The organism is Rhizobium sp. WYCCWR 11146, assembly GCF_013591995.1.
Taxonomy (GTDB): domain Bacteria; phylum Pseudomonadota; class Alphaproteobacteria; order Rhizobiales; family Rhizobiaceae; genus Rhizobium; species Rhizobium indicum.
The window spans coordinates 208,116-232,760 of the sequence record NZ_JACCEY010000038.1 but is presented as its reverse complement, the minus strand read 5'-3'; the positions used below and the strand labels follow the sequence as shown (position 1 = coordinate 232,760).

At 56.9% G+C, this 24,645-nt stretch carries 30 protein-coding genes; 14 read left to right on the top strand and 16 right to left on the bottom strand.

Going from position 1 to position 24,645, the window contains the following annotated elements:
• Positions 1-98 precede the first annotated feature (98 nt).
• The 7 genes from HX899_RS30475 to HX899_RS30445 all read right to left on the bottom strand — a co-directional run bounded on the left by HX899_RS30475 (position 99) and on the right by HX899_RS30445 (position 7,216).
• Positions 99-1,061: a bifunctional 2-polyprenyl-6-hydroxyphenol methylase/3-demethylubiquinol 3-O-methyltransferase UbiG gene (locus tag HX899_RS30475; protein WP_181294108.1), complete on the bottom strand. Its 963-nt coding sequence runs from the start codon at positions 1,059-1,061 to the stop codon at positions 99-101.
• An 18-nt stretch (positions 1,062-1,079) separates the two neighbouring features.
• On the bottom strand, positions 1,080-2,087 hold the full coding sequence (locus HX899_RS30470) for a fatty acid desaturase family protein (protein ID WP_181294107.1): 1,008 nt from the start codon (positions 2,085-2,087) through the stop codon (positions 1,080-1,082).
• Positions 2,088-2,396: 309 nt separating this feature from the next.
• Entirely contained in the window at positions 2,397-3,260 is an 864-nt protein-coding gene (locus HX899_RS30465; RefSeq protein ID WP_024322753.1) for an FkbM family methyltransferase, read from the bottom strand.
• Between the two features lie 16 nt (positions 3,261-3,276).
• Positions 3,277-4,026 carry an FkbM family methyltransferase gene (locus HX899_RS30460; protein WP_181294106.1) on the bottom strand — a complete coding sequence of 250 codons (750 nt, stop codon included), beginning with the start codon at positions 4,024-4,026 and terminating at the stop codon, positions 3,277-3,279.
• 2 nt (positions 4,027-4,028) lie between these two features.
• A complete protein-coding gene (locus tag HX899_RS30455) occupies positions 4,029-4,811 on the bottom strand; it encodes a methyltransferase domain-containing protein (RefSeq protein ID WP_181294105.1) in 783 nt (260 codons plus the stop codon).
• 2 nt (positions 4,812-4,813) lie between these two features.
• Positions 4,814-6,145, bottom strand: a complete 1,332-nt coding sequence (locus tag HX899_RS30450; RefSeq protein WP_181294104.1) for a glycosyltransferase family 2 protein — start codon at positions 6,143-6,145, stop codon at positions 4,814-4,816.
• Between the two features lie 3 nt (positions 6,146-6,148).
• Entirely contained in the window at positions 6,149-7,216 is a 1,068-nt protein-coding gene (locus tag HX899_RS30445) for a lysylphosphatidylglycerol synthase transmembrane domain-containing protein (protein ID WP_246697207.1), read from the bottom strand.
• Between the two features lie 410 nt (positions 7,217-7,626).
• Here HX899_RS30445 and HX899_RS30440 point away from each other — a divergent pair, with 410 nt between their 5' ends.
• The 10 genes from HX899_RS30440 (at position 7,627) to HX899_RS30395 (ending at position 15,486) form a co-directional block, all read left to right on the top strand.
• A complete protein-coding gene (locus HX899_RS30440) occupies positions 7,627-9,306 on the top strand; it encodes a hypothetical protein (RefSeq protein WP_181294103.1) in 1,680 nt (559 codons plus the stop codon).
• A 260-nt stretch (positions 9,307-9,566) separates the two neighbouring features.
• On the top strand, positions 9,567-10,925 hold the full coding sequence (locus HX899_RS30435; protein ID WP_181294102.1) for a hypothetical protein: 1,359 nt from the start codon (positions 9,567-9,569) through the stop codon (positions 10,923-10,925).
• Between the two features lie 50 nt (positions 10,926-10,975).
• Positions 10,976-11,536, top strand: a complete 561-nt coding sequence (locus HX899_RS30430; RefSeq protein WP_029874374.1) for an acyltransferase — start codon at positions 10,976-10,978, stop codon at positions 11,534-11,536.
• A gap of 299 nt (positions 11,537-11,835) precedes the next feature.
• Entirely contained in the window at positions 11,836-12,090 is a 255-nt protein-coding gene (locus HX899_RS30425; RefSeq protein ID WP_138387826.1) for a hypothetical protein, read from the top strand.
• Positions 12,065-12,529, top strand: a complete 465-nt coding sequence (locus HX899_RS30420; RefSeq protein WP_181294101.1) for a lysozyme — start codon at positions 12,065-12,067, stop codon at positions 12,527-12,529. The genes HX899_RS30425 and HX899_RS30420 overlap by 26 nt, the downstream gene beginning before the upstream one ends.
• Positions 12,529-12,891, top strand: coding sequence for a hypothetical protein (locus HX899_RS30415; protein WP_181294100.1), 363 nt, complete (start codon positions 12,529-12,531; stop codon positions 12,889-12,891). The genes HX899_RS30420 and HX899_RS30415 overlap by 1 nt, the downstream gene beginning before the upstream one ends.
• 19 nt (positions 12,892-12,910) lie before the next feature.
• Positions 12,911-13,123 carry a hypothetical protein gene (locus HX899_RS30410; protein ID WP_181294099.1) on the top strand — a complete coding sequence of 71 codons (213 nt, stop codon included), beginning with the start codon at positions 12,911-12,913 and terminating at the stop codon, positions 13,121-13,123.
• A complete protein-coding gene (locus HX899_RS30405) occupies positions 13,120-14,727 on the top strand; it encodes a hypothetical protein (protein ID WP_181294098.1) in 1,608 nt (535 codons plus the stop codon). The genes HX899_RS30410 and HX899_RS30405 overlap by 4 nt, the downstream gene beginning before the upstream one ends.
• Before the next feature lie 16 nt (positions 14,728-14,743).
• Positions 14,744-15,172 (top strand): DUF1515 domain-containing protein, encoded by a 429-nt coding sequence (locus HX899_RS30400; RefSeq protein ID WP_181294097.1) that lies wholly within the window; start codon positions 14,744-14,746, stop codon positions 15,170-15,172.
• A gap of 128 nt (positions 15,173-15,300) precedes the next feature.
• A complete protein-coding gene (locus HX899_RS30395) occupies positions 15,301-15,486 on the top strand; it encodes a hypothetical protein (protein ID WP_012556939.1) in 186 nt (61 codons plus the stop codon).
• Positions 15,487-16,098: 612 nt separating this feature from the next.
• Here HX899_RS30395 and HX899_RS30390 read toward each other — a convergent pair.
• The 8 genes from HX899_RS30390 to HX899_RS30355 form a co-directional block, all read right to left on the bottom strand.
• The gene (locus tag HX899_RS30390; protein ID WP_138328640.1) at positions 16,099-16,299 is read right to left on the bottom strand and encodes a hypothetical protein; all 201 of its coding nucleotides are present in this window, start codon (positions 16,297-16,299) and stop codon (positions 16,099-16,101) included.
• A 336-nt stretch (positions 16,300-16,635) separates the two neighbouring features.
• On the bottom strand, positions 16,636-16,818 hold the full coding sequence (locus HX899_RS30385; RefSeq protein WP_017993328.1) for a DUF3606 domain-containing protein: 183 nt from the start codon (positions 16,816-16,818) through the stop codon (positions 16,636-16,638).
• Between the two features lie 228 nt (positions 16,819-17,046).
• Entirely contained in the window at positions 17,047-17,283 is a 237-nt protein-coding gene (locus tag HX899_RS30380) for a hypothetical protein (RefSeq protein ID WP_017959490.1), read from the bottom strand.
• A gap of 210 nt (positions 17,284-17,493) precedes the next feature.
• Positions 17,494-17,937, bottom strand: a complete 444-nt coding sequence (locus HX899_RS30375) for a pyridoxamine 5'-phosphate oxidase family protein (RefSeq protein ID WP_138328639.1) — start codon at positions 17,935-17,937, stop codon at positions 17,494-17,496.
• 66 nt (positions 17,938-18,003) lie between these two features.
• The gene (locus HX899_RS30370) at positions 18,004-18,150 is read right to left on the bottom strand and encodes a hypothetical protein (protein WP_017959492.1); all 147 of its coding nucleotides are present in this window, start codon (positions 18,148-18,150) and stop codon (positions 18,004-18,006) included.
• 71 nt (positions 18,151-18,221) lie between these two features.
• The gene (locus tag HX899_RS30365) at positions 18,222-18,584 is read right to left on the bottom strand and encodes a hypothetical protein (protein ID WP_138328638.1); all 363 of its coding nucleotides are present in this window, start codon (positions 18,582-18,584) and stop codon (positions 18,222-18,224) included.
• Between the two features lie 79 nt (positions 18,585-18,663).
• Complete coding sequence (locus tag HX899_RS30360) at positions 18,664-18,927, bottom strand: DUF1488 domain-containing protein (RefSeq protein ID WP_181294096.1); 264 nt, start codon at positions 18,925-18,927, stop codon at positions 18,664-18,666.
• Between the two features lie 145 nt (positions 18,928-19,072).
• A complete protein-coding gene (locus tag HX899_RS30355; protein ID WP_018449489.1) occupies positions 19,073-19,375 on the bottom strand; it encodes a hypothetical protein in 303 nt (100 codons plus the stop codon).
• Between the two features lie 190 nt (positions 19,376-19,565).
• Between HX899_RS30355 and HX899_RS30350 the strand changes: the two genes are divergently transcribed.
• Both HX899_RS30350 and HX899_RS30345 read left to right on the top strand, forming a co-directional pair.
• On the top strand, positions 19,566-19,970 hold the full coding sequence (locus tag HX899_RS30350; RefSeq protein WP_138328636.1) for a hypothetical protein: 405 nt from the start codon (positions 19,566-19,568) through the stop codon (positions 19,968-19,970).
• A 69-nt stretch (positions 19,971-20,039) separates the two neighbouring features.
• On the top strand, positions 20,040-20,414 hold the full coding sequence (locus tag HX899_RS30345) for a hypothetical protein (RefSeq protein ID WP_138328984.1): 375 nt from the start codon (positions 20,040-20,042) through the stop codon (positions 20,412-20,414).
• 111 nt (positions 20,415-20,525) lie between these two features.
• Here HX899_RS30345 and HX899_RS30340 read toward each other — a convergent pair whose 3' ends face one another.
• Positions 20,526-22,025: a DegQ family serine endoprotease gene (locus tag HX899_RS30340; RefSeq protein WP_181294095.1), complete on the bottom strand. Its 1,500-nt coding sequence runs from the start codon at positions 22,023-22,025 to the stop codon at positions 20,526-20,528.
• A 552-nt stretch (positions 22,026-22,577) separates the two neighbouring features.
• Here HX899_RS30340 and HX899_RS30335 point away from each other — a divergent pair.
• Both HX899_RS30335 and HX899_RS30330 read left to right on the top strand, forming a co-directional pair.
• Entirely contained in the window at positions 22,578-23,615 is a 1,038-nt protein-coding gene (locus HX899_RS30335; protein WP_138328634.1) for a LacI family DNA-binding transcriptional regulator, read from the top strand.
• Between the two features lie 108 nt (positions 23,616-23,723).
• Positions 23,724-24,644, top strand: coding sequence for a LysR family transcriptional regulator (locus HX899_RS30330; RefSeq protein WP_181294094.1), 921 nt, complete (start codon positions 23,724-23,726; stop codon positions 24,642-24,644).
• Position 24,645 lies beyond the last annotated feature (1 nt).

The following is a 24,645-nucleotide window of genomic DNA, read 5'->3' as shown; positions in this document are numbered from 1 at the left end:
ATCTGGATCGGATAGCGTTCAGCAGCAAGATTGAGAGCGTGATGATCAGACCGAGGGTGGCGCCGCGCAGGTCGCAAAACGAGGCCAGATATCGCCGTCTATACCTTCCTCGATATTGCCTGTTGGTTTGACGTTGTAAACCGCATCGCGATGGCGGCGATATCAAGAAAAGCAAAGGCAGCAATCAAAGGTATGTTTTTGACGCCGAAAATCTTCGTCAAGGAACTCTTCCAGCCGAAACGCGCCTGCACAGCTCCTTGGAGGGAGTAAATCCAGATCAATGGAGCGGGAAGATTGCGTTGAGATTCAACGGCCAACCCCACTTTGTGCAGGAGTTCAGCCAATCGCTCAAAACTGTAAAGGTTCAAGTGGCGCGGGAAATAATACCCGCCCCACGCACCGCCCGCGAAGAGCCGCCTGTCCCAGCCGTCAGTATTAGGCGTTTCGATCAACAGCCGGCCATCCTTCGCCAAGGCACGGACGAGGCGTCGCAAGCTTTCCTCCGGCTCCCAAAGATGCTCTATAAGTTGGAGCATGATGATGAAATCAAAGGGTTGTGCCGGCAATTCCGCAGCTTCAAGCGGCGCTTCGATAACACCTATTCCCTGGCTTTCGAGGCTGTTGCGCGTTTCAACTGGGAAATGCCAATCCAGACCGAAGAGCTCAAGATCAGGACGCGCTTGACGAAGTGCGATCAAAAGCTCGCCGTTGCCGCATCCCACATCGAGCACCCTTCCCCCCGAAGGAAGATGCGCGACAACGCCCTTCAGGCGCTTTCGATTGACGATGGTCTTTATTCTACCAAGAAGATTTGCCCGGCCCTGAAATCTGTTCGAAAAGGTGCCGTAGTTGGCCGGATACATCAAAGACAGCTGGCTGATGTCGGGCCTCGGATTGAGATAGAAATGACCGCAACCATCGCATCGGACGTATCTGAAGGTGTCTTCAGTGCCGTGATATATATAGTCCTGCCCGGCAGCGACAACAGTGCAGCCCTCACCGCCACAACCGGAGCATATCGTAGACGTTGATCTTATCTGGTTTGTCACTTGAGAATTCATTTTGTCCCGTGCAACACCTTAGAGAGCCAATGCATCTTGAACCGAATCCGAGAAATCATCGTTCTTACGATTTCTCGAGAGTCGGATGAATTTTGCAAAACCGCTGCGCTGCAGGCATCCCGGAAAATGCTCATAGAATCCTCTGTCGAAGAGGTGCCTATGAAGTTTTGCGAGATTGTGCTGCGGAATGGCTGGGAAAAGGTGGTGTTCGATGTGATAGTTGAAATTTGCTTGGTACATAAGCCATTTTTCAAACCAATTGGGCGCAGTCGTCCGAGCCAGCGGCATCATGGCCTTCTCCCTCCCGTCCTCGTAAAGCGGATAGTCCTCAGGCTGATGCTCAGCAATGGTGCGTACGATATTCAGGGCGATCGCTACAGCCGCAATGGGATAGCCCCATAAGAGAATGTAGAGATACCAGCGGCCTGTCACAATGCAGAGCGCGAACAGTAAGCCGTTGAAGACGATCGTCACCACTGGCGCTAACCAGGAAGGCGACAGCGAGTTCGCCGACGCCGCCTTTCGGGCCGAACCACCGTATTTGTCGGCCGCCAGCCACACTCCCATGCCACCGCTCAACGCCTTTACCATGACCCAGGCGAGCGCCCGGAAGCCCTTGATCGGCTCGCGATAGGGATAGCCATCCGCATCCTTCTCTGTACCCAGATGTGCATGGTGGCTCATGTGGCGCAACCGATACGCGGCGACTGACATCCCGACAGGCGCAGCAAAGAACACATCGCACCAGATATCGTTTTTACGGCGGTCGGAGTAGAGATGGAAATGCGATGCCTCGTGAACCCAAAGCAACATGCCCTGCGTTACTGCGCAGTTGATCAGGAATGGCAGCCATAGCAGCCACCAAGGGCCGAGGAGTGCGATCGACCAGGAGACAACTATCTGAAACCAGATCATCGCGGTCGCCACGATGATCGCGCGCGGTTGCGGCTTTTTCAACGATTCAAGGAAACTTGGGTCGACAAGCTTTCTTGCTACCTTCATGCATTCATTGAACTGCGCATCCATTCAGTGACCAATTCTCAGATTTTGAAGATTTAACCGCATCTGCAAGCGCCAGCCCAAAGGCTGATATCGAAACTGCTTAGTCTTACGATGAAACCGCGCGACAAAGACGCTTCTCCAAAAAACCCGTTGGCTGTATCGCTTGCGGTGTCCGGCGCCGGATTAATACACCACAATTGAGATGGCAACCAAGTAGAAACGGGTTAGCGCGTTGCGTATCGCCTGTCTCCTGCCGAGAGGAGAAATCCTGCACTAAAAGCCACGGCCACCTTAAGGAAAGGACGCATTGCAACAATTGGTAGCTGAGACATGTTACCTAGAATCCTTTTGACTCTTATCGAAAGCCATCACGTTCATACCACCACCATCAGCTATCATCGCGCGTACTTTGCTGGCGTCTTCCGGCAGTTTTCTACCCGATGCCACGTCTCCAATTTGGTAGCCACCGTCCCAGAGAAGCTTCAACAATCGATCGAAGTCTCCGGGATTCTCGGCATAAACATACGGCGCTAATTCAAGCATTATACGCGGCTTGGATCTTTCAAGAGTTGCCGTCGCCCCGAGCAGAACCTCAAGCTCATTGCCATCAACGTCAAGTTTTATGAAATCAACTTTGTCGACCCCAAGACCCCGCAGAGTTTCGTCCAGGGTACCGAGCCGCGCGCCCTGCGTCGACATGAGACGACCGTGATGTTCGCTATGCAGATCGTCTGCGACTTCAAGCGGCCAGCTCGAATAGACCGCTTCGGGCATTGTTTCGGACGCACTTGCCATCAGCATCATCTGGTGAGGGTCAATTCGTTGGGCGAGCGTCGGGTTGAGCGAGATATTTGTCTTCTGTTTCGAAAATGCGTGAGCCGTGGGCTCGAAGGAGATCACCTTGCCCTTTCCGCCCACCAACTGAGCCAAAGGCAAGGTGTGAGAACCGACATTGGCGCCGATATCGAGGACTATATCTCCGTCCCTTATCAGCTCTCTATATCTGTCGAGCGTTCGCACCTCGAACCCGCCCAGGAGGTAGATCGCGAAATCGACGCCGTCCCTCAAGTCCAGCGACCAGTTTATTCCACGGCGCTGCGCTACGATCGTTGCAGGCAAGCCAACGCAACCGCGGACGAACAAGACGGCCCTGGATAGGTAACGAGCGATCAGGATTTTGTTGCTGGTGGATAACATCGTCCGCACGCTGCCTTTAATTGATATCTTGTTTAGCGGAAGCTCTTCTTGCAACGACTAGGTTGCAGTAGTGGCCCGCGTTGGTTGGATCGAGGCTTTCGTAGCTGAAAGCTGTGCCTGGTGGATTCGCAATATTGTGGAACTCGAAATTCAGCATCTCTAGGAATCGGGTCAGCTCGGACGGATTCACAAACGCCTTCGACAAGCCGTAAGGCCAGAATTCCATGAATATCCTGATGTCGCGGTTTTCCCGTAAAACCCGCTCCGCACCCTGTAGAACACTCAGTTCGTAACCCTGAACATCGATTTTGATAAAATCGACCCGTTGCCCCGGAGAAAAATAATCATCCAGCCTCACCAACGGGACGTCGATGCTCGCTCGCCCGTCGCCGCTATCGAATGTTCGGTGATCAACGTTCAGCTCGTTAGAAACATACAGCTTTATGGTGCCGCTGTCGGCTCCTACCGCCGCGTGCCGCAGCGATACATTCGACAAGCCGTTTACTGTCGCTTCAAGCTTCTCGAAGTTCGCCGGTGCCGGCTCAAAGGCATGCACATGGCCGGTTGCTCCCGTCAGTGCGGAGAACATGCGGGTGTAAATTCCGATGTTTGCACCGATATCCGCGACGATCATGCCCGGTGAAATCATGTTGCGCATCAGCGTGCGCTCACGTCGTTCCGAGACCGCCTTCCATAGGGAGTAGAGCGGATAGTAAATGGGATAGCAATGTCGATAGAGCCAATCGGCGAGGCGAAGCAGGACCATCGTTACACCTGATCTCGTGAAGTGAGACGGGCTGTGAAGAACGAGGCGAATACCTTAGGCAGCGTTCTGCCCATTGCCCTGTCGAGCTGGAAATACGGCCTATAAGCCCAACCAGGCACAGGAAATTTCTTCGATATTCCGCCGGTCGCCATATAGGAGAGCGAAGTAAAATAGCTGATTCTAGTCTCATCCAGGCTATAACAATCCGTAAGCTCGGCGAGCCAGTCCGGCCGCTGAAAGAAAATCATATGCGGCATAGCCTGATTTGAAGTCGAAAGAGGCCCCTGCACGGTATCTAGAACCGGACGACGGATGTTGAGATCCACCGGCTCATGATGCAGAAGTTTATACATCGGGTAGGACAACCAAGACAGGTAAGGTTCCGTCGCATACAGCCTGCCGCCTTTTGCGAGCTTGCGCGTCGCACCGCGCAGGAACATGAGGGGGTCCTTCAGGTGATGCAGAACATTGGTCATGGTAATCACATCGACGCTATGGTCCGCGATATCAGGCAGCATCCCGATCTCGTGGCAATCGAAGACAATATCCAGATAATCTAGCTTCAGAACATCGGAAGTGATGACATTCGGCAGGAAGCGCTTGAGAGGCGATGTTCCGCTTCCGATTTCCAGAACGGTCTTCGTGGCGATATCCGGTTCCTGCCGAAACATCTCCTTGTAGAGCTCACCATACCAGTGCATCAGGTTCGGATTTGCGCTCAGCCGCTCGCGATTTGCCAGCGTTTGAGCAAGATCGGCCTCATAAAGAGCGCTTTCGATTTCCATCGTCAGAGAAACTTTATCCGTCTTGCGGCAAAAACCAGCATGGCCAACAGAATGGCACCGTGGCGCCAACGCGAGATGTTTGTCTCACCATAGACTCGTTCGCGATAACCGATCGGAACCTCGACGATCTTAAGGCCCATCCGCGCTGCACCGAAGATCAAGTCGAAATCGCCGAAAGGATCGAAATCACCGAAGTAGGATCTGTTCGCCTGAAGCTTCAGATAGTTGGAGCGGCTGATTACCTTGGTTCCGCATAGCGTATCTTTGTACCTCTGGCCGAGAACGAAGGAGAAAGCCAATGCAAAAAACTTGTTGCCCAGAAGGTTGAAGAAGCGCATCGCTTCCTTTTCCATGGGATAGACCAACCGAGTGCCGTTAATGAACTCGCCTTTCCCGTCCTTGATCGCATTGTAGAATTTGGGCAAATCCTCGGGCGGAACGGTCATGTCCGCGTCAAGAATCATCAGGACATCCTTTGTGGCGATGGAGAAACCCTTCCTGACGGCGTCGCCTTTTCCCTTGCCGTCCTGCTGGGCAATCAGGATGGACCGTTCGCCCCCATAACGCTGCTGCACCTCTTGGATCGCGTTCCAAGTCGTGTCCGTAGAATTGCCTTCGATAAAAATGAGTTCGTCATCCGGCCCCATATCCGGGAGCCGCTTGACGATATCCTCGATATTTCCGGCCTCGTTTCGCGCCGGAACGACGATCGAAACCGAAGGTTCGGCCTTCGGAGCGGCGTAGCCAATCGGCCTAGCAATCGCAATATTGAGAAGGCAGAGAGTTCGAAGAAGCGGAAGAGGAGCAAGGCAGCGATTAACGAACCCGCTGATAAGTGGGATATAGAACGGGATCAGGATCTTCTGGTCCAGCCGTATCAATTCGAAGTCTTCAAGCGTCAGAAGATTCTGGACGTCTTCATGGGCAAGCCAGTTTGATTCAGGAACCCGCCGGCGCAGACCGAACTTGGATGCGAGAGTCGCAAGCGGCCGCCACATACTACTGTAATAGGTAAGAACAAGGCGTGTCTCCGGCGAACACAATGCACGTGCCTGAGCGAACATGCTCTGTATGTCTCGTTCGTAATGGATGAGGCCACTGATGACCAGGTAATCAGGTTTGGTGTCAGTGACGTCTTCGATCTTGACGACCTTGTGCTCGTCAAACTCATTCACAGGTTCTGCAGGTTGCGTTCTCGAGCGAAAAGTTACCTTGCCCTGAGGAAATCTACCAATCAGCAGCGGCGTCGTCGGATCGATCTCGACCACGGAATTCTGGCCCAAGACAAAGAGGCCAATGTACCTTCTCAATTGAGAATAGAAATAGTCTCTCATAAGTTACCTCGGCGCCAAGCGGTTCAAGCGCCAATGTCCCAGAATGAGGGCTGCAGGCACGACGTACACCACAAAAAACAGAAAATGAACGGCCGTCGCCAGGAGCAACCCCTCCGTGGGCGAGCGCCCTAGTAGTACGAATGCCGAAACGACGGATGCATGAAAGGTACCGACTCCGGATGGTGCAGCTGGGATCATCAGGCCCAATCCGCCGGCAAACAACACGAACAACGATTCTTGATAACTCAGTGCGACGCCGACAAACCGAGCGACGAAGATATACGCAAGGGCGTATGCCGAAAGCCACAAAACTAGCGTGAGAACGGCCGGAACGATGGTCACGGAAAGAGATAAGCTTTGTGCCGAATTTCGAATGAAATTGGTGATGTGACGGTCAAAGAAATCCTGCAGTCGCATAACACCAAAGACTGGCCGCAATATCGGGACAAGCCGATCGCCGAAATACCTTACCAGCAATGCCGATAGAAATATCCCAACTATTGCACCAAGCATGATGACCAGAAGAACATTTCGGTATTCGGAATTCAATGTATGGCTCAGTAAAACCAAAGAAAATATGCCGACAGAAATGATCGTCACCAAGTCAACCATCTTTTCGATCAGAAGCCTACCAAGAGCGTCTGCGTAGGGGACAGTCGCGACAACTCGGCTGTAATGTACACGCAAAAGGTCTCCACCTCTCGCAGGAAGGAACATGTTGGCGCCTAGACCGAGTAGGGAGGCCATGAGGGACGTTCCGTAACCGATCTTACCATCCAGCAACAGGCGCCATCGCACCGCATAACCTACAGCGATACCGAAGGTAACAAGCAGAAACCACAGGAGCGATGTGACGGATATTCCGCTACGAAAAATGCGGATGGCTTCCTCCCAATCCACCGCCCTTAGCAGGCATATCAGGAGGACAATGCTTATTGCCGAGGCTATAAGCATCTGCAGGCGTTGATACGCGGGAGCCGCCGCCGCTGCTTTGCTCCATGATTTGTGCAACCTCTCACGCATCCGCCAGTGCGAACTGGGTAGAGCGTTTTTGACGAGACGTTTGAGCATAAAGGGCCTGCGTTTCAATTGGCGGCAAGTGCGAGTCAAGGATGAAACGACCCCCTACAACACAAACCGGCGGCCCGCTACCAATAGTTTTATTGCGATGCAATATCAATTTACGGTACCCACAAGTCTCCTATTTCCGGGTCGCACACAGGCGTGTTTATTCCGGCGCGGCCAACGGCGCCGAACCATCGCCCGGCGGCGAGTTGCTGCTTTCGTTGCCTTGAGTGGCGTTCTGCGAAAGAGGAGCTTAAGCAAGCTGAATCAGTTGGTTCGCTAGGTAGGCGCGAACCGGGGCAGATAAATACCAAGCATGGATGAGCGGGATTTGCTCTTGCTTACGACCGTGATTGATTTAGAAAATCGCTCCGCAAAGGCTCGATATCCGAAAATTCTAGTGCGCGGGAAATGAGATGCAGCTTCAAGCCAAGCCGAAACTGAGTAGTTTGCTTTTGCTGACGATTGCTGTTCTCTTCACCCATTGGATGGCCTTCTTCAATGAAGGAATCTTTGCCGAGGATGCTGGTTTATTTCCAACGTTGATCTACAATGATTGGATCGCCATCGCGGACATGTTTTCCTCAGCAGGGGTGCCGGTCTTTACGTATTATGTTTGGCCGATGGCCTTCGTTGGGAATGTTTTTCTTTTAAAATCCACTGTCATAATCGGCGTCTACTTTATTGCGATCTTCTCCTATCTCCTAGCTTCAAAGTCTGGATTTTTTTCGGAGCGAGAGTCTTTGGTGCTCGCAATATTCACGCAGTTGCTGCCAATCCCCACAATCACGGTTATTTTTACATATTCGATATACTTTGCTGCCTATGCCCTTTTTCTATTGGCTACGTATTTGTTTCTGTCAATTGAATGGATGCGGGGGAGGAGCCACTATCTCCTCCGAGCGCTGGCAATTTGCGTCTATTTCATTGCATTCACGCTCAACTCCTTGCTGGTGCTCTATGCGGCTGGTTTCGTGCTCGTCTATGCAGTGTGGCTGAGAAGGACAGGGCGCCGAGTTCGTCATGCGCGGGAATTGATCTCGACATTTTGGTCATTCTGCCTGGCCCGAGCGGATTTCACCCTTCTGCCCATTGTGTACTGGGTTTATAAGGCAATTTTCTATCAAAGATCAGGGTTGTACAGTAACTACAACGGCTTCAGTCTCGATGTTGAAAGCATTGCAAAGAATTCCTACCAATTCATTGTCAATGGAATAGTCTTTCCTTTGGCAAAGAGCCTTGATGATTGGAATTCTTTTCTTTACCTGGGAGCTGCGGTGAGTTCGATCCTTTTTGTCGCGTGCTTCGTGTTCGTGAACAGGGGAGATGCTCGAAACGCTGAATTAGATGAACGACGTGGCGACGGTTTCAAGATTATCGGCTTTGGGCTCTTTTTGCTGCTATGTGGAACGCTCCCTTATATCCTTGTTAATAAGAGCCCTGCACCCGGCGTATTGATGAGAAACGCGATGCTTATGCCGTTGCCAATATCCGTGGTGGGCATCGGCATATGGCGAGTTGTCAAATTCAGATCGACCAACCTTCGAAGCCAGAGCGTAGCAGTTGTGGTGTTTCTAGGACTTCTCATCGTGTTTACCGGCCGGTGGTGGGAGAGTTACGCGGCATGGCAAGCGCGGGCAGCGAAGGATCTGGCTGTGTCTCAGTATCTCGCTGATCATCCTGAATGGTCTGCTTTTTCTGTTTATTGGATAGCCGACAAACTTCCGATGTCTCCGGAAGCCTCGGAGTACGGATTTGCTGACTATACCTCCAAATTTCGCATGCTTTGGGGCGGACAGACCAGAATGGCTTTCACACCCGGGCACATCTCATTCTTCGGTATTGATACACAGCCGGGCGTGAGACCCGTCCACTCCAAACTTCCTGATCGCATCGCATATTTCTGCAATGCTTGGGCCAGCGCAAAAGATATTGATTTGAGCGGTCCGCAAGCGGAACTGGAAATTACACCCACGCAAAGACCATGGAACAATGCTTCCGTCGCATCTGCATATCTCTATTACCGCTTCATCGAGCCTAGTGGCTTGAAAAATTATCTGGCTGAACTGGTAAATGTAACGCTGCGGGCGCTTTGAGGGTCAGGTCAGCCGAAAGCCGGGTGGCTCTCTCGGGTCCGGCCTTCCCCCCGTTGCCCGATCTCAACAACGGACAAATTGAAATACCGCCTTGGAAGAGACGGGTGCATTGCCATATCCACGATCTTGAGGCGGCAGATCGAGGCTGTCGATTTCCAGGTGCTCAACTCGTGCAAAATACGGCCGCCCATGCACCCGCCGTCGCCACACCACCACAACGGCCTCGCAATCCGCGGGGCCTTTTTCTTTGGAGATGATGAATGCCCAGAAACCCATCCACCGGCGTCTATTCCAAACCCGCCGGCACGACACCTTCCGTCGGCCAGGTTATCGACCCGGTGCCGTGGAACGCGCTGACCACCGACCTCGGCAACGAGATCACCAACTCGCTGCCGCGCGACGGCTCGGCGCCGATGGTCGCGCCCCTCAAGGCCGCAGGCGGAACCGTGTCCGGCCCGGGCCTCGGCTTTGCCTCGAGTCCGCAGACCGGCCTCTATCTGAAGGGCGGCGGCCTGCTTGGGTTCACCCAGAACGGCGTCGACGTCTCGTTCGACAAGGCTTCGGTCTATGCGGCCAAGTCAGGCGACTACACCGCGCTTGCATCCGACGACAATGCGGTTCATCGCTTCACGGCGGCCGCGACACTCACCCTGACCGCAGCGTCGACGCTCGGCGCAAACTGGCACTATTGCGTCATTGCCGACGGCGGGGACGTGACGATTGATCCCAACGGGGTGGAGACGATCGACGGCGCGACCATGCTTGTCCTCAAGGACGGCTATAGCGTCAACATCATATGTTCCGGTGCGGCTTTCTTCACCAACAAGCTCTTCGCCAGGATACAGAGTAAAGCTGACAGCTCGGCGGTAGGCGATTTCGTCGTCGGGCTCATCCTTTCCAACAACGGCGGCAACCCGAACACCCATATCGATTTCACCGCCGGCTCCGCCAGATCGGGGGCAAGCTTCGTTTCCAGCGCAGCGTCATTCACCAAAAGGGTGACTGGAACATTTGCGGCCGGAACGGGCGCGGGCGGCCTCGACGCCGGCGCCGTTGCGGCGAACGCCGCTTATTTCGCATATGCCCTGCGCAAGGACGCCGACCTGTCTTTTGATGTGGTTCTTTCGACTTCCCCAACGGTCGGCGGCATCACCACGACGCTGCTCACCGGCTATACCATCGTGAAATGCATCGGCGTCGTGCTGACCGATGGAAGTTCGAACATTCGGCCGTTTGTGCTGTATCCGCGTGACGAATATACCTTCCTGACGCCGGTCAAGGACGCAGTGAGTGTCGCTATCTCGACGACTTCGGCACTTCTGGCGCTGACAGTGCCAAATGGGGTGAAGGTCAAGGCGAAGCTGCGTTTCGAGTTCACATCGTCGGCAACGACTAACGCAGTTCTGCTATCCGACCCTGCACAAGGTGTGCTTGTTGCCGGCGCCGGCAGTGATGGCGCCAACGTCGGCACTATCCAGGTAGCAAACGGTTTCGCAGTGGGATCGCAGGAGATATGGACAAATACAAGTCGGCAAATTCGCATGACATTGGGCGGCGCTACCGGCAGCATCTGGATCTGGAATGATGGCTTCCATTTCCCTTGCGGAAGGAGCTCTTGAATAAGCTCCACACCTGTGTTTGACATGCTGCCATCACGCCAGGAGTAGAAATGGCACAGGTCGACAAGGCATCATATCGCAATCGAGGCGGCGTAATCCAACGGCTCGTCACTGCTTACAAGCGCTTCCGCTACTTCGCCGCGGCCGGCGAAAATCTTGTGGTGAAGCGCAGCGCTGAGTTCCGCCTGGTCGGTCATGCCGTCCTTGAGGTTGGCGATAACGTCACCATCCAAGATCAGTCGTTCTTTCAACTTACAATGCCAGAGCCCAAAGTCTTCATCGGCAACAACACCGTAATCGGCCGGCGCAACATCATCACGGCGAAGAACCGAATATCAATCGGCAATGATGTCCTGATCGGCTCTGATGTCCAGATCATCGATCACGGCCACGGCATGAGGCGCGATACGCCGATCAGGCTTCAGAAGGCTGAGATCGGCACAGTTGAGATCGGTAACGATGTCTGGATAGGCGCCGGAGCGAAGATCCTGATGAACGTCAAAATCGGCAATGGCGCCGTGATTGGAGCGAACGCCGTTGTGATAAGCGATATCCCAGAATATGCAATCGCTGTCGGTTCGCCGGCAAGGGTTGTCAAATATCGTGAATAGCGGTCAGACACGGCTCGTCCGGTCGCGCTGACATTCCATCATGTGACACAGCCAGAACGCGGCTGCGAAGATCATCGCTAAAAGCACGGGTCTACCTCCGACGAAATCACCAACGGAGGCAATGGAATCGGAAGTCGCGTAAAAGCGGAATCCTCAAGCCGATTCCGCGTTCAATCGACGCGCTCTAGTTTCCTCTTTTGTTGGACGGGACACCCCGCACCATTGAGACGTCAACTCACGCCGAGTCTCCATCCGTGAGCCGCGCCCCACGACACCCATCACAACCCGGAGCCCACCCCATGCTCGTCCATAACTGGCGCGAGGTGCTGAAGCGTGCCTGGTCGGTGCGGTTGATGGCGCTGGCGCTGCTCTTCATCATCGTTGAGCCCGTCTACACCTTCGTCGCCGCCACCTGGGTATCGCGCAACATTTACATCCAACTCGCCATGTCGGCGATCACCGGCCTCTTGACCGTTGCGGCGATCATCGCCCGCATCTTCGTCCAGCAGAAAATCTCAGGAGATTTGAATGGCAAACCGCCTGCAGAAGGGTAGTGCCGCCGCGGCCATGGCTGTGGCGCTTGTCGGATCGTTCGAGGGATTGCGGCAGAATGCCTATCCCGATCCGGCGACGCGAGGGAAACCGTGGACGATCTGCTATGGCAGCACCAATGGCGTGAAGCCGGGGGACCGCAAGACGGTGGAGCAGTGCAAGGCGCTTCTGGCGCTGGAGCTGCAGACCTATGCCGGGGGCGTCGAAAGCTGTGTGCGCGTGGCCCTGCCGGATGCGCGCTTCGTCGCGCTGACCTCCTTTGCCTATAATGTCGGCGTGAAGGCGGCCTGCGGTTCGAGCGCTATCAAGCTCATCAACCAGGGCAGGACGGCCGAGGGCTGCGAGGCGCTTTTGAAGTGGAACCGCGCCGCCGGCATCGTCTTTCCAGGCCTTGTCAGGCGCCGGCAGAAAGAACGCCAGTTCTGCCTCGAGGGCATCTGATGTTCGGGCTCCTCGACACGCTCAAGATGGGCGCCGGCCTCGCCGGTGGCCTGATTCTCTATCACCTCTATGCCGTCTCGATCGGCTATCCCTCGGCGGCAAGGCAGGCGCGCGCCGGCTATGTCATCCTGGCCGAAAAGACCACGGCCGAAGCGAGAGCCGCCGAGATGGAGCGCCAGCGCAACGCGGCAGCGGAGGCCGGCGAAGAGCACCGCAAGCGCCTTAAGGCCGCAGAAGCCGCCGAGCAGGCCGCCAGAGACACACTCGAAACAGAGATCCAATCCTATGAGCTTCAGCTTTCGGAAAAGAACCGCGCTTGCGCTGTCACTGCTGCTGATCGTCAGTGGCTGCTCCGCCACTGAGCGATTGAACAAGGCGGCGGTGACGAAGGGGCAGGCGGCGGCCGGCATCGCTCTGCCGCCTTTGCCGGACGATCTGCGCCGGCAGGAAGCGCATGCGCCTGTTGTCGAAGGCGACCCTGTCATCGCCATCCTCGCCCGCGAGCGCCAGGCGCTCGACCGCGCCAATGCCCGCCAGGGGCGCACCATCCAATTCTACGACGACCTCACCAGCAGATACGGAACACGCCGATGATGAACGCCATCTCGCTTGCCCTGACGAACCCGATGGCTGGAGCCGACCTGGCGCCGCCGCCATGGGTGCCGGATGCCAACCGCTATATGCCGGCCGCCACCGGCACCCGCTGGCCGGCGGGTTTCACGCAAACTTACGCGGCCGACCTGAACTATCAATGTTCGAAGCTGTTCTTCGGCTCACCGGATTACGAAACCAACGATTTCCTTATCCCCTTTGTGGGTTTCGGCTGCACGGAGGGCGGCCTTGCGCCGCAAGAGACGATCTTGCCGAATGCCGATATTGCGATCGATGAGGTGTTTTTCATCCATCCGAACGGCACGGAATACCCGGTGCTCTTCGGCGGCAACGCGGCCGCGACCGTCACGGCGTCGACCGGCATTGTCTACGGGCAGGTGACGCTGCCAAGCGCCCTGCCGGCCTGGTCTGTCTTCGGCATCCGAACGGTGTGGCACGGTACGATCGGGCAGACCTATATTGGCGGCTATCGCTGCCAACGCCATCGGGGCGAAAAATATTGGGCGGCCACCGATCTGACGTCCATTCGGGCGCTGGCCCTGGCGAACGGGGCGAGCACGCCAGCCCGCGATACGTTCTATAATACGGTCGGCAATGAGAGCAACTCGCAGCCTCTTGCCTATGGCCCTGCAATGGTCCTGGCCAAGGGGTGGGACGGCCGGCCGGTTCCGATGGTCCTGTCCGATAGCCTCATCGAGCGCCAGGAGATTGCCGCCACGGCCGATGCCAGGCGCAACATGGGCATGTGGCTGCGCTGGCTTGATGTCCGAGATCCGGTATGGGGCAGTATCATCCCGCTCGTCATGGGCGTCCCCGGCTCGAAGTCGGTGCAGGAACTGGCGACGTCGGCAACCAAGCGCTGGGCCATGATCGATGCGATCCGGGACACATACAACGGCGGCAAGAATATCTGGACGTTCGTTCTCGACCAGTCCGGCCGCAACGATAACAGCGCCACGGCAAGCACATGGTCGAACGCCAAGCTCGGCTTGGTCGATCGCGTCAAGACGCGCTATGGGGCGGGCATCCATGTCGTCGGCGTTACCATAATTCCGACCATGACCGCTTCGTCGGACAGCGGCCGGACGGTCGCGGGCTATACCGTTCCCGCCTTATGGACAACCACCTTGGCGACGGTGAACAACACCATCAAGGCGAGTTCTCGTTACGCCAAGGTGATCGATCAGCTGCTTGCCTTGACTGCGGACACTGATCCGACGAAGTCGTCGGCCGCTGAAATGTTTCCGCTCGGAAACGTCGTCGGGCATCCTGGAAATCAGGACGGCGTGACGACGTGGGACACGATCAAGCTGCCGGCTTCGGTTCCGAACGGCACTCGCATCATGTTCGAATATCAGCCTGGTCTTTGGACATCGAGAACCACCTACGACCGCGTCGACAATGGCGATGGAACGGCGGACTATAAGGTCATTGAAGTCTTTGCCACCAATGTCCAGGACAATGCGGCGCTGCTCGCCCACGGCATGAACCTCGACGTTTCGTCTTACGTCCATCCGGTGCTGCAAGGGATCCTGCGATTTGTCAGCCGCTTGCCGCAATCCGAAAAGCTGAAATTTTATCCCTAGGCGAGCACCGATAGAGATGACATCCAATGACGATATCCTGCGCGCCCTCGGCCGCGTCGAGGGAAGGCTGACAGGCATCGAGGACAACGTGGCACTTCTGCGCAACGAGGTCAGCGACGAAAAGGCCAACGCCCATGACAGCCGCGCCGTGATCCACAAGCGGCTCGACGAGCAGGCTAGGCAGATAGCCCAGCTCGATACCCGGGTGGCGATCAGTGGCGGCACGGATGTGCAGATCCGCGAGGAGATCAAGAGCCTCAAGGAGACCGTCGAGAAGAACCAGGAGGCGGTGGGGCCGGCGCTTGAAGAGTGGAAACGGATGAAGACGATCGGCTACGGGATATCGGGGTTGATTGCCTTCGCCGGTCTGACGATTGGCGGGATGATTGCCTATGCGAGCGACGGCGCGGTGGCGGCGCTTCGGCATTGGTTGAAGATCAATTGATCGGCGAGCACCAGGGCGTCAGCAGTCTCACGTGCCCCAAAACCGAAGCAAACAAAACCCCCAAATTTTAGACGTCCCTAACGAACAAAACGGCCGCCTGCTGGTTTTCCTCTCAGGAGGAAACAGACATGAAGAGCATGAGCAATCGCCAAGTTCGCATTCCCGGCCCGCGAGAGCACGATGTTGCGGAGCATTGCCGCAAGTTTGGGATCGGCCCGGCGGAGGAGAAGAAGCTGAAGAAACTTCTCGGGGCGCGAGCGCCGTTGCACGAAATCCAGGCCAATGCTCCGCCCCGCCAGCCAAGGTGGCGTTAGGTGGGAGGGTCACCTCGCACATGATCATTACACGCCACATTACGGCTATGATTCAAAGATTGAGCGGAACAGAGCAGCGCCCTGAACGCTCGCGAAAGAGGTGCTTTTGCCGGGTTTTGAAATGATCGATCTTGTTTGAGACGTGGGCCGAATGTTCGGCTTGCTCCACTTGGACCGCTGAAAGCCCCGCTCCGGCGGGGTTTTTCGTTGGCGTTGTGATTTGCCTGTCGGTTTTCGCCCGGCGGGAGCTTATCGGTGTGACGGTCGCAACGTGCCCGGGCAGGTTGTCAATGATCCCAGGCGGAATTTCCGGGGTTGTGGCGTCGTATCTCTGCCGGGGAACTTCCGACAATATCAGGGGTTTTGCCGGCGGATCGCGCGGCAGGTCTCGTCTCCTGTACCCCACTGCTACCCCTGCAGTTGCTGCGCGATCCACTCATGCAAGCGTCTCAAGAAAGGGCGTTGCTCCCGGCTATCGGCAACCGCGAAGCTATTTTGTCATCCGTCACCTGGCCTGTTGGAAGATCCAGACCTGCAAAGACACAGCGATCCGCGCCGAGTTCAGCTCCTGCGATGGCTCAAGAAGGCACAGCTGCGCGCCCGCAAAGTGGGTCAATGCTGCAGTTGCCGCGACAGCATGAGGATGTAGTCATCGGCGATATCGGCAACCACCATGGCGGCTTCCGCGGCCGTGTATCCCCTGCCGATGGCGTCGCTGACGATCTTCATCACGGCAGGTTCAAGGGCTTCCCGGCAGTCGGACAGGCTTTCGACATGCGGGCATTTTGAACGAAATTCCAAGACGTTGTTCATGGCACACCCTCCATTTGATTGAGCTCGGCCCCTGTAAAGGCAAGCCGGCCTCTCCCCGGAAAGGCGGGCCACGGTTCCGGCGAGCTGCTTCACGAACCAGAAGTCTTATCGTGAGGCTACGATGGCACAGGAGTCGACGTATTCAAGCGCATGCTGATATTAAGGTAAGCCAGTAGGGTTAATTCGTCCGTTGCTGTTGCATCGTGGCATCGCTAGCAGATGCAAAGACTATAGAGGCTGCTGCATCTCGCCCAAAACCGTACAGCGGTTTTGGGACAACGACATGCATCAAATAAAGACTTTAGGATTTGAACGCCTGCGAGGCTATTTTTCGCCCTAAACGCTGATACGCCGGCCCGCCTTGTCCGCCTCTTTGCGATTGGCGCCGTGCTTTTCGATGATGTCCTTGGCATCCTCGTTGGAAATGCGGTGTTTCTTCGCGAAATAGATGACGTCGTAGGGGGCGTCAGCCACGGCCGCTTTGGCGGGCTGGGCCTTTTTGGTTGTGTCGTTGGTCATGATTTTTCCTTTCAAGGCAATGTTGCGCCGGACATCAGCTCATGTCGCCGCGTCAGCACTAGAACAGGATGATTTAGGCCGGGCCGGCCTGAAATCTGAATCCTGGTCTCGATTAAAGAGTGACAGCATGGTGTCGTCCGAAAACCGCTCACACTTATCGGCATCATGCTCTATCGGCTCCGGAACGAGCCAAGCCGGCCTCAATCGAAGAATTGGCTTGGTGCCGTCCTATCGATGCGCTCGGGCCGTCATATGTTTTTCCCAGATCTGCGTTGCCTGCGCTGCCGTGCCGGTCTTGTGGAATCGCAGCAGGTGCAGTCCTTCGTTCCGTCGTTTTTCGTTAAAGGCGCTGTTTTCGTAGTCGGTGCCTTCGACAATGCTCTCACTTTGAAGAACGGCCTTCAATTCCTGCACATAGTGTCCGGTGATGTTGAAAAGCGCTTCATTCTCAGGTGCGTCTGTCATCGTTTTCCCTATGAGTGGTCGCGGGGCATTGAACGCAGTGCTGCGGTTCAGCTGGCCACGTTGGTGGATGCATCAAGCAATCCGCGCCCCTATGGGAAAGGCTGGTATCGGACAGCGTTTAGCTGGAAGTGTCTGTCTGGAGTTCCATATATTATGCAGCTGCGCCGCCTTGCGAATCAAGGATATCGCGGCGAGCCTGAAGGCTCCATACTAAACCACTTGCCTCCCCGATACCACCTCAATCGAAATGCCGAAGAATATGGAGGGAGCAGGGCTGTCTTCGCTTTCCGAGTTTAAGGCGAGCGATCCGGGTTCCCACCAAAACGGTTGCTGCTGCAGGAGAGACCAGGCGTGGATGCGTTCGTCATGCCGGGACGGCGTATCGGTCAGCTCATCATAGGTGCCCTGAACAAGCACGCTTTTCCATGTTCGGTTTTCGCCGAATTCTTCAACCTGAACACAGGCTGGTGAATGGGCACGCAATAGATCAATCTTCAGGCCCGGCATGGAAAATATGAAAAGCCGGTCTCTTTCATAGGCATACTGGATGGGAACGATATAGGGATATTTCTCGCCGAGGCATGCCAGGTGGCCACGGGTGTGGCCTGCCAGAAAGGCGAGGCAGTCTTGTTCACCCATTTCTCGCAGTTGCATCGCGTTATCCACTTCGTTTGATAGGCAGCAAAGCGTCTTCGGCTCGCGGCAACAGTCTTTGCAACGCTACCAGAACACATCGTTGAGAATGATATAGACGATAAAGGCCAGACAGATGGCTGGTGTCGATTTCACCAGGAAGTCGATATACCGGAACCTGCCGATATGCTGAGCCAGGCGTTTCCACGAATGGATGTTTACCGTGGAAGACATCATGCCCTCCTTTGGTTGGGGCCGGGTAACTCTGATTACCCCGGGAAGCAGCGCCCGTTCACAAACTGCCACTACACCAAATATGGGCGCCAATCATCTGCGCTACAAGGCGGGGCGGATTGCCGGTCCGGCAGAGAGATCTCGCTGCTGTGCACGATCACAAGGGGAGGAGCGGAGGTGCCGGGATTATGGGGCACGTCCATACAGGGTTGCACTTCTACCTCAACCATCGCTTCGATCAGTTTCAGCCGATCGAGTTTCCGCCGTTGATCGTCGTAGAGCCTGCTGAGCAGCGCATAGGCCGATCCGGAGGGTCTGCCTTTGCGCAATAGTTTCCTGATCACCATTTCCTGATCGGCAACGCGATGCGCCGCCTTCACGATATGGCGACGCGCAAGCTTCAGGTCTTTCGGGCGGTATCGTGTGGAAACCATATGCTTCGCTCCCCCTGTCTCATCCGGCAGCAGCAGGATGGTGGCCGTTTCAGTTCACCGGCCCTACGACTTCTCGCGATCAGCGAAAATCTGCAGCCGTGAGCGTGAAGTTGTTTCCGCGTCGATGCTGATAGACTCTCGATGCAGCCTCCTGAATGGCAGAACGCGCTGCATCAAAGGCATTGAGATATGCGGCTTCGGAGGAGTTCTGGGTGATCGCGCTGCCGAGCGCTGCTTCTTCGACCAGAAACCTGACTTCGAACATGCCGTCATAGCCGGTGAAGCGGACACCTTTTCGCGCTTCATCGAAGCTGCGGCTTCTGTTGGGAAAGATAAGTGCCATTGCGGTTGATCCTTGGAAGTGGGCGGGAGCCGCTGTGCGGACTTCGGACCCGGCGATGATTGTCGATGCACGGCTGGCCGGAACGGGCATCTTGATGCCAACGGTTGGCATTCAGCCTGCCGCCATACCCGACCGTCGGCAGGTCTTAATGGATCGTCTGCACGATGACCCGGTCATCAAGCAAAGCCTGCGACGTTTTGATCAAGCGCACCGTACCAGTGATGATCTCGTCGGAATAGACCGGGTCCGCACGAGAAATTTCATCCGTCATATCGCGGAGGACTTTGTTTATCTCAAGCAGAGGCGGCACAAGGTCCAGCAATCCGTCGGCCGCCAGCCCGTGAGCCAGGCCTGCGATCACCTCTCTGAGGTGATCTATGAGCGCACGCCTTTCCGAAACCGCCAGTGCCGACGGCTTTGTGAGGGTCGCTTCACCGTTGAACTGCATGATGCGTATCCTCCTCTCTCTAAAATGGGTTCCGCCCCGCCATTATCAATGGCGGCCGCCGAATGAGGTTGCGGTCAGATGGTAAAGAGCGCAAGCTAAACTATCGGCGGGCACGATACGGGCACCGCTGCTTGGGGCGCGCCAGTAACGCTAGCGCCAGTGAACCCTAGCCCCAACGAAGGAGGACACCATGTCTTCCACATCAGATCAATTTTTCGATATCCATAATTTGAGAATGCTGGACCGCATCCTCCGAAAGGCCGGCTTTCGCGGCGGCGAAACCTACGCGACCGATGATGGCGAGATCAGCGCCACAAGTTTCCTCATTCATTGTTTCCAGATGGGGATCGTCGACGAGGCCGCGTTGAAATCGGCTCTGAAAATGTATCTGGCGACACAGTTGAGTTCAGGCCCGCTTCCGCAGGCTTTGGAAGACGGCTCCTTTGCCAGATGGCAGGATGACGGCGGCGCCCCGGTGAAAGCCTATCGGATCGCGCGGTATACGGCGTCTGGGCGTGCGGACGCATCGCTGCGGCCGCCAGCTTACCGCTTTCCCAAAACCAGGCTGCCTGAACGATTGTCCGAGATCCCGTGAACGGGTCTGCTGCGACGTCGACGGCCCCCCATCGATCGTCACGATGACATGACGAACAAGGAAGAAGACATGTCCGGGATTCACGCCGATCAAAAGGACAGGGCCAGGAAACGCAAGATTATCGCCCCCGTGCGGAAAAGTGCGACGTCAAGCTCGACCGCCGACGATCTGATAACGCAGGCGCGTCAAGCGCGGTCACTATCGGCGGAGCAGGGGATCGATAGCGCTGATAAGCAAGCCTATGGTCTGGCGCGTCCACACAAAGGTCCGTTCGACAACGCGACGGCATTCAGCGCTTCCAGCTACGACCATGATCTCCCGACGCGGCAGCAATTGGAGGCCGCGCAACGCAGCCAATCCGATGCGGTGAAGCAGCAGGAGGCAAACCGCCAAAAGGGCAAATCCCGGATGCGCGCAAAGACAACGAAGCTGAAATCTTCCTGAGCAGGAAATAGAGGGGCGGGCGGCGCCCTATAGATTTCTTGCCGACAGACCGGTTCGAGAAGCCCGCCTCAGGCGGGCTTTTCCTGTTTGCGGCAAAAGCTCGGGTGACCGTCAGGCCGCCCCAAACGGCACGGCGACGAAGGTTTTGTTGCCGTCGCGTTCGACGAGCAGCAGCACCGACTTGCGGCCGGCCTTGCCTGCGTCTGCGATCGCGGTCTTGACGTCGCGGGCGTTATGAACAGGTCTGTCATTCACCGAGACGATGACATCGCCGGACTGGATGCCGGCGGCAGCCGCAGACTTGTCCGGAGCGACCTTGGCGACCACCGCGCCGTTGACGGAGCGCGGCAGGTTAAGCTGCTGGCGCACGTCGGGCGTCAGGTCGGCAAGGCCGATGCCGAGGCTCGGCTGGCCGCTGCTCTGGTCTTGAGTGTCGGGGCTTTCGGCCGCCGCCTGCTTCTGGCCTTCCTCATTGGTGCCGACGGTGACGTTGAGATCGATCGTCTTGCCGTCGCGCCAGACGCTGAGGGATTTTTTCGCGCCCGGCGAAAGGTCGGCGACCAGGCGCGACAGGTCCTTCGGCGTCTTGACGCTCTCGCCGCCGACTGAGGTGACGATATCGCCGGGCTTCAGGCCGGCATGGGCGGCCGGCGTATCGGCGGTGACGGCGGCAACCAGCGCGCCGCCGGTCTTATCGAGGCCGACGGCATCGGCGACATCCTTGGTGACCGGCTGGATCTGCACGCCAAGATAGCCGTGATCGATCGAGCCGTCCTTCTGCAGCTTGGCGACGATCGCCTTGGCCTCATCGGAAGGAATGGCGAAACCGACACCGACGCTGCCGCCATTCGGCGAATAGATGGCGGTGTTGATGCCGACGACATTGCCGCTGCGGTCGACCAGCGGACCGCCGGAATTGCCATGGTTGATCGGCGCGTCGATCTGGATGAAATCATCATAGGGTCCGCTGTGCAGGTCGCGGCCGCGCGCCGAGACGATGCCTGCCGTCACCGTAGTGCCGATGCCGAAAGGGTTGCCGATCGCCAGAATCTGGTCGCCGAGCTTCAGCCTGTCGGAATCGCCCCAGGCAATGGTCTGCAGCGGCTTGCCCGCCTCTATCTTCAGCACGGCGACATCGGATTTCGGGTCGGTGCCGATCAGCTTGGCCGGCAGTTCCGTGCCGTCATCCAGCGTCACTTTGATATCGACGGCATTGTCGATGACATGGTTGTTGGTGACGATCACCCCGTCCGGGCTGATGATGAAGCCGGAGCCGAGCGCCATCGCCTGCTGCGAAGGCCGCTTTTGCGGTGCCTGGCGCGGCAGCGGGATGCCCTGATCCTCGAAGAACTGGCGGAACTGCTCGTCCATCGGCGATTCCTGCTCGCTGACATCGGTGGCTTTCATTGTGGTGGTAATGGTGACGACGGCAGGCTTGTCGGCATCGACGATGGAGGCAAACGAGCCGCTGGGGGCGAGAGTACCGCCGGTATCCGACGGCCCGGCAACGGCATTGGAGGCGTTGATGGCGAAGGGTAGGCATGCCGCGCCGGCGATGAACGCGGCCCCGACAAGCGCTGCTGCGCGATGGTTGCGGAGGATGTGTGACATGGTGGTGGTCCCTTGGGTGATGATCCCTTGCGAGAGCGTTGGTTTTGGATGGCGTCGTGGTTCCATGTCCTGGGACCTGGCGTCGGATGGCGTTTGGCGCCAATTCCTCTTGGGAACGCGCAGTCGTCGGGGGCGGCGACCGGGGGGAAGAGAAGAATTGGCGCTCGGGATTCATATGATCCCACCGAGCGGATTTACAAATTAAAGTTTGATCATGTTTATATTGCTGATTTGTAAGATATGACTGGAATTTAATCTTCGCTCCCCCAGCGTTTGAGCTCCTCAAAAAATCCGGCCCGATTTTGCCGCGCTCGCGTCCTTCGCGATGTTTTCATTCGAAAATAAATGGACTTATTCCCGGAGGCGGTGATCCGTTCGCCGTATGCCTCCGTAATTCGCCGACAGACGAACTTGTTGCTCTTTCCGGAAGTTATATTCCGGGATCCTGTTGCGAATATAAAATGTTAGTAGACTCTAAATTATTTCCTCTTCAGAAAGTAAGGGCCGCGATTCGAGGGCAAATGAGTCTCGCGGGCTAGATATAACGGGGCGATGAGGGCAGCAGTGGAGCGGGGGCGGAAGGCCAGGCGCGGTGCGCAGGTGAAGTTGAGCGATGTGGCGAAGAAGGTGGGGGTCAGCCCGATCACGATTTCGCGCGCGCTTCGCAATCCTGAAATCGTCTCGGAGGATCTGCGCCAGACCATCCTGCGCACGGTGGAGGAAATGGGTTACATCCCCAATCTTGCCGCCCGGGCGCTGGCCGGCCGCCATAACGGCATCATCGGCGTCATCACGCCCGCTTTGCACCAGCACGGCTTCGCCGGCCTGATGATCGGCATCGAGGATTGCTTGCGCGCCACCGAATTCCGCGTGCAATATTCCAATACGCTCCACCATGCCGACGGCGAGGCCGGCGAGCTCAAATCCGTCCTGACGCAGAAGCCGGCCGGCGTCATCATCGCCGGCGCCGAATCCTATCGTGATCTTCTGCCGCTGATCGAGAATGCCACCTGTCCGATCGCCCATATCACCGATCTCAGCCAGGAGCCGGCAACGCTCGTCGTCGGCCTCGATCATCATGCGGCAGGCGCCGAACCCACCCGCTTCCTGCTGTCGAGGGGTTATGAGAGGATCGGCTTCATCGGCCGCGGCACGGATATTCGCTCGCGTCGCCGGAAGGAAGGCTATGAGGCCGCGCTGCGGGAAGCCGGCCGTTTCGATCCCGATCTCGCCATTGGCGGAGATGAGGGAAGCAGCACCGGCCTCGGCAGGGAATTATTTGCCCGCCTGTTGCAGCGCGTGCCGGATATCGATGCCGTCTTTGCCCAAAGCGACGATCTGGCGCTCGGCGTCCTCATCGAATGCGCCGTGCGCGGTATCCGCGTGCCGGAGGATGTCGGCATCTGCGGCTTCAACGATCTGGAATTTTCGGCCTTCACCCAGCCGACGCTGACGACGGTGCAGATTGCACGCTACGATATCGGCTACCGCGTCGCCGACATGCTGCTGCGCGCCATCCGCGACGAGCCGCCCGGCGAAGACAAGGTCGATTGCGGCTTCTCCATCATCCCACGCGGCTCGACGCGGTAATCCGATACGATCTGCCGAATGAAATGCGACCGAACTGTCGTATGCTCGAACTAGGCACATTCCAGATTATTCCCTATACGGAGGGAATGAGGATCATTGTGCTGAAAAATGGATAGTGCGGGATTGTCTCTCGAAAGAATGCGCACCTTTGTCCGAGTCGCCGAACGCGGCAATTTGTCGATGGTCGCAAGAGAGCTGGGTGTCGGTCAATCCACCGTGACGCGGCACCTCAATGAGCTTGAAGAGGCTGTCGGCGTACCGCTTCTCAGCCGAACCACGCGCCGCGTCACCCTGACCGACGAAGGCAGCCGCTATTATACCAACTGCCTGCAGATATTGCGCCTGGTCGAACAGGCTGCCGAAGAAGCGCGAGATGCCCGTCAGGCCCCCGCGGGCGCTGTTCGGCTTTCTTGTACGGCAGCGCTCGGCGTGATGCACGTCACGCGCCTGATCTTTGATTTCCAGAACAAGCATCCGGACATCCGGGTCGACCTCAACCTGACGGACGAGCGGATCGATCTGGTTCGCGAAGGCGTCGACGTGGCACTGCGTCTTGGACCCCTCGCTGACAGCGCGATGAAACTTCATGCGCTCGGAGAGAGCCATCGGCTGCTGGTGGGCGCTCCGGCCTATTTGTCCGCACACGGACGGCCGGAGCGCCCAGCCGATCTGTCACGCTATGAAACCGTCGTGATGTCCAATGTGGCGGGAAGCGATCGGCTCGTTCTTTCCTCTGCCGATGGCACAAGCCTGATGATCCCCGTCAGTGGCAAGCTGCGCGTCGATCACGGGCTTGCGGCGCGCGAAGCCTTTGCCGCCGGACGCGGCATTGGTCCTGCACACCTCTGGTTGGTCCACGATCTTCTGGACGACGGCCAGCTCGAGGTCGTGCTTGGCGACTATCGTCCTTTACCGGTTCCGGTGAGCTTGCTGATCGTTCCGGAGCGTGCAGCCATTGCCCGCGTTCGGCTTCTCGTCGACTTTCTCGTCGCCGAGATTTTGAAATTGCCGGGAATCCGGTCGTCATAAT

Coding starts and splice junctions, on each gene's coding strand:
- HX899_RS30475 (WP_181294108.1), bottom strand. CDS start 1,061: ATGAATTCTCAAGTGACAAACCAGATAAGATCAACGTCTACGATATGC.
- HX899_RS30470 (WP_181294107.1), bottom strand. CDS start 2,087: ATGGATGCGCAGTTCAATGAATGCATGAAGGTAGCAAGAAAGCTTGTC.
- HX899_RS30465 (WP_024322753.1), bottom strand. CDS start 3,260: ATGTTATCCACCAGCAACAAAATCCTGATCGCTCGTTACCTATCCAGG.
- HX899_RS30460 (WP_181294106.1), bottom strand. CDS start 4,026: ATGGTCCTGCTTCGCCTCGCCGATTGGCTCTATCGACATTGCTATCCC.
- HX899_RS30455 (WP_181294105.1), bottom strand. CDS start 4,811: ATGGAAATCGAAAGCGCTCTTTATGAGGCCGATCTTGCTCAAACGCTG.
- HX899_RS30450 (WP_181294104.1), bottom strand. CDS start 6,145: ATGAGAGACTATTTCTATTCTCAATTGAGAAGGTACATTGGCCTCTTT.
- HX899_RS30445 (WP_246697207.1), bottom strand. CDS start 7,216: ATGCTCAAACGTCTCGTCAAAAACGCTCTACCCAGTTCGCACTGGCGG.
- HX899_RS30440 (WP_181294103.1), top strand. CDS start 7,627: ATGCAGCTTCAAGCCAAGCCGAAACTGAGTAGTTTGCTTTTGCTGACG.
- HX899_RS30435 (WP_181294102.1), top strand. CDS start 9,567: ATGCCCAGAAACCCATCCACCGGCGTCTATTCCAAACCCGCCGGCACG.
- HX899_RS30430 (WP_029874374.1), top strand. CDS start 10,976: ATGGCACAGGTCGACAAGGCATCATATCGCAATCGAGGCGGCGTAATC.
- HX899_RS30425 (WP_138387826.1), top strand. CDS start 11,836: ATGCTCGTCCATAACTGGCGCGAGGTGCTGAAGCGTGCCTGGTCGGTG.
- HX899_RS30420 (WP_181294101.1), top strand. CDS start 12,065: ATGGCAAACCGCCTGCAGAAGGGTAGTGCCGCCGCGGCCATGGCTGTG.
- HX899_RS30415 (WP_181294100.1), top strand. CDS start 12,529: ATGTTCGGGCTCCTCGACACGCTCAAGATGGGCGCCGGCCTCGCCGGT.
- HX899_RS30405 (WP_181294098.1), top strand. CDS start 13,120: ATGATGAACGCCATCTCGCTTGCCCTGACGAACCCGATGGCTGGAGCC.
- HX899_RS30400 (WP_181294097.1), top strand. CDS start 14,744: ATGACATCCAATGACGATATCCTGCGCGCCCTCGGCCGCGTCGAGGGA.
- HX899_RS30395 (WP_012556939.1), top strand. CDS start 15,301: ATGAAGAGCATGAGCAATCGCCAAGTTCGCATTCCCGGCCCGCGAGAG.
- HX899_RS30390 (WP_138328640.1), bottom strand. CDS start 16,299: ATGAACAACGTCTTGGAATTTCGTTCAAAATGCCCGCATGTCGAAAGC.
- HX899_RS30385 (WP_017993328.1), bottom strand. CDS start 16,818: ATGACCAACGACACAACCAAAAAGGCCCAGCCCGCCAAAGCGGCCGTG.
- HX899_RS30380 (WP_017959490.1), bottom strand. CDS start 17,283: ATGACAGACGCACCTGAGAATGAAGCGCTTTTCAACATCACCGGACAC.
- HX899_RS30375 (WP_138328639.1), bottom strand. CDS start 17,937: ATGCAACTGCGAGAAATGGGTGAACAAGACTGCCTCGCCTTTCTGGCA.
- HX899_RS30370 (WP_017959492.1), bottom strand. CDS start 18,150: ATGTCTTCCACGGTAAACATCCATTCGTGGAAACGCCTGGCTCAGCAT.
- HX899_RS30365 (WP_138328638.1), bottom strand. CDS start 18,584: ATGGTTTCCACACGATACCGCCCGAAAGACCTGAAGCTTGCGCGTCGC.
- HX899_RS30360 (WP_181294096.1), bottom strand. CDS start 18,927: ATGGCACTTATCTTTCCCAACAGAAGCCGCAGCTTCGATGAAGCGCGA.
- HX899_RS30355 (WP_018449489.1), bottom strand. CDS start 19,375: ATGCAGTTCAACGGTGAAGCGACCCTCACAAAGCCGTCGGCACTGGCG.
- HX899_RS30350 (WP_138328636.1), top strand. CDS start 19,566: ATGTCTTCCACATCAGATCAATTTTTCGATATCCATAATTTGAGAATG.
- HX899_RS30345 (WP_138328984.1), top strand. CDS start 20,040: ATGTCCGGGATTCACGCCGATCAAAAGGACAGGGCCAGGAAACGCAAG.
- HX899_RS30340 (WP_181294095.1), bottom strand. CDS start 22,025: ATGTCACACATCCTCCGCAACCATCGCGCAGCAGCGCTTGTCGGGGCC.
- HX899_RS30335 (WP_138328634.1), top strand. CDS start 22,578: ATGAGGGCAGCAGTGGAGCGGGGGCGGAAGGCCAGGCGCGGTGCGCAG.
- HX899_RS30330 (WP_181294094.1), top strand. CDS start 23,724: ATGGATAGTGCGGGATTGTCTCTCGAAAGAATGCGCACCTTTGTCCGA.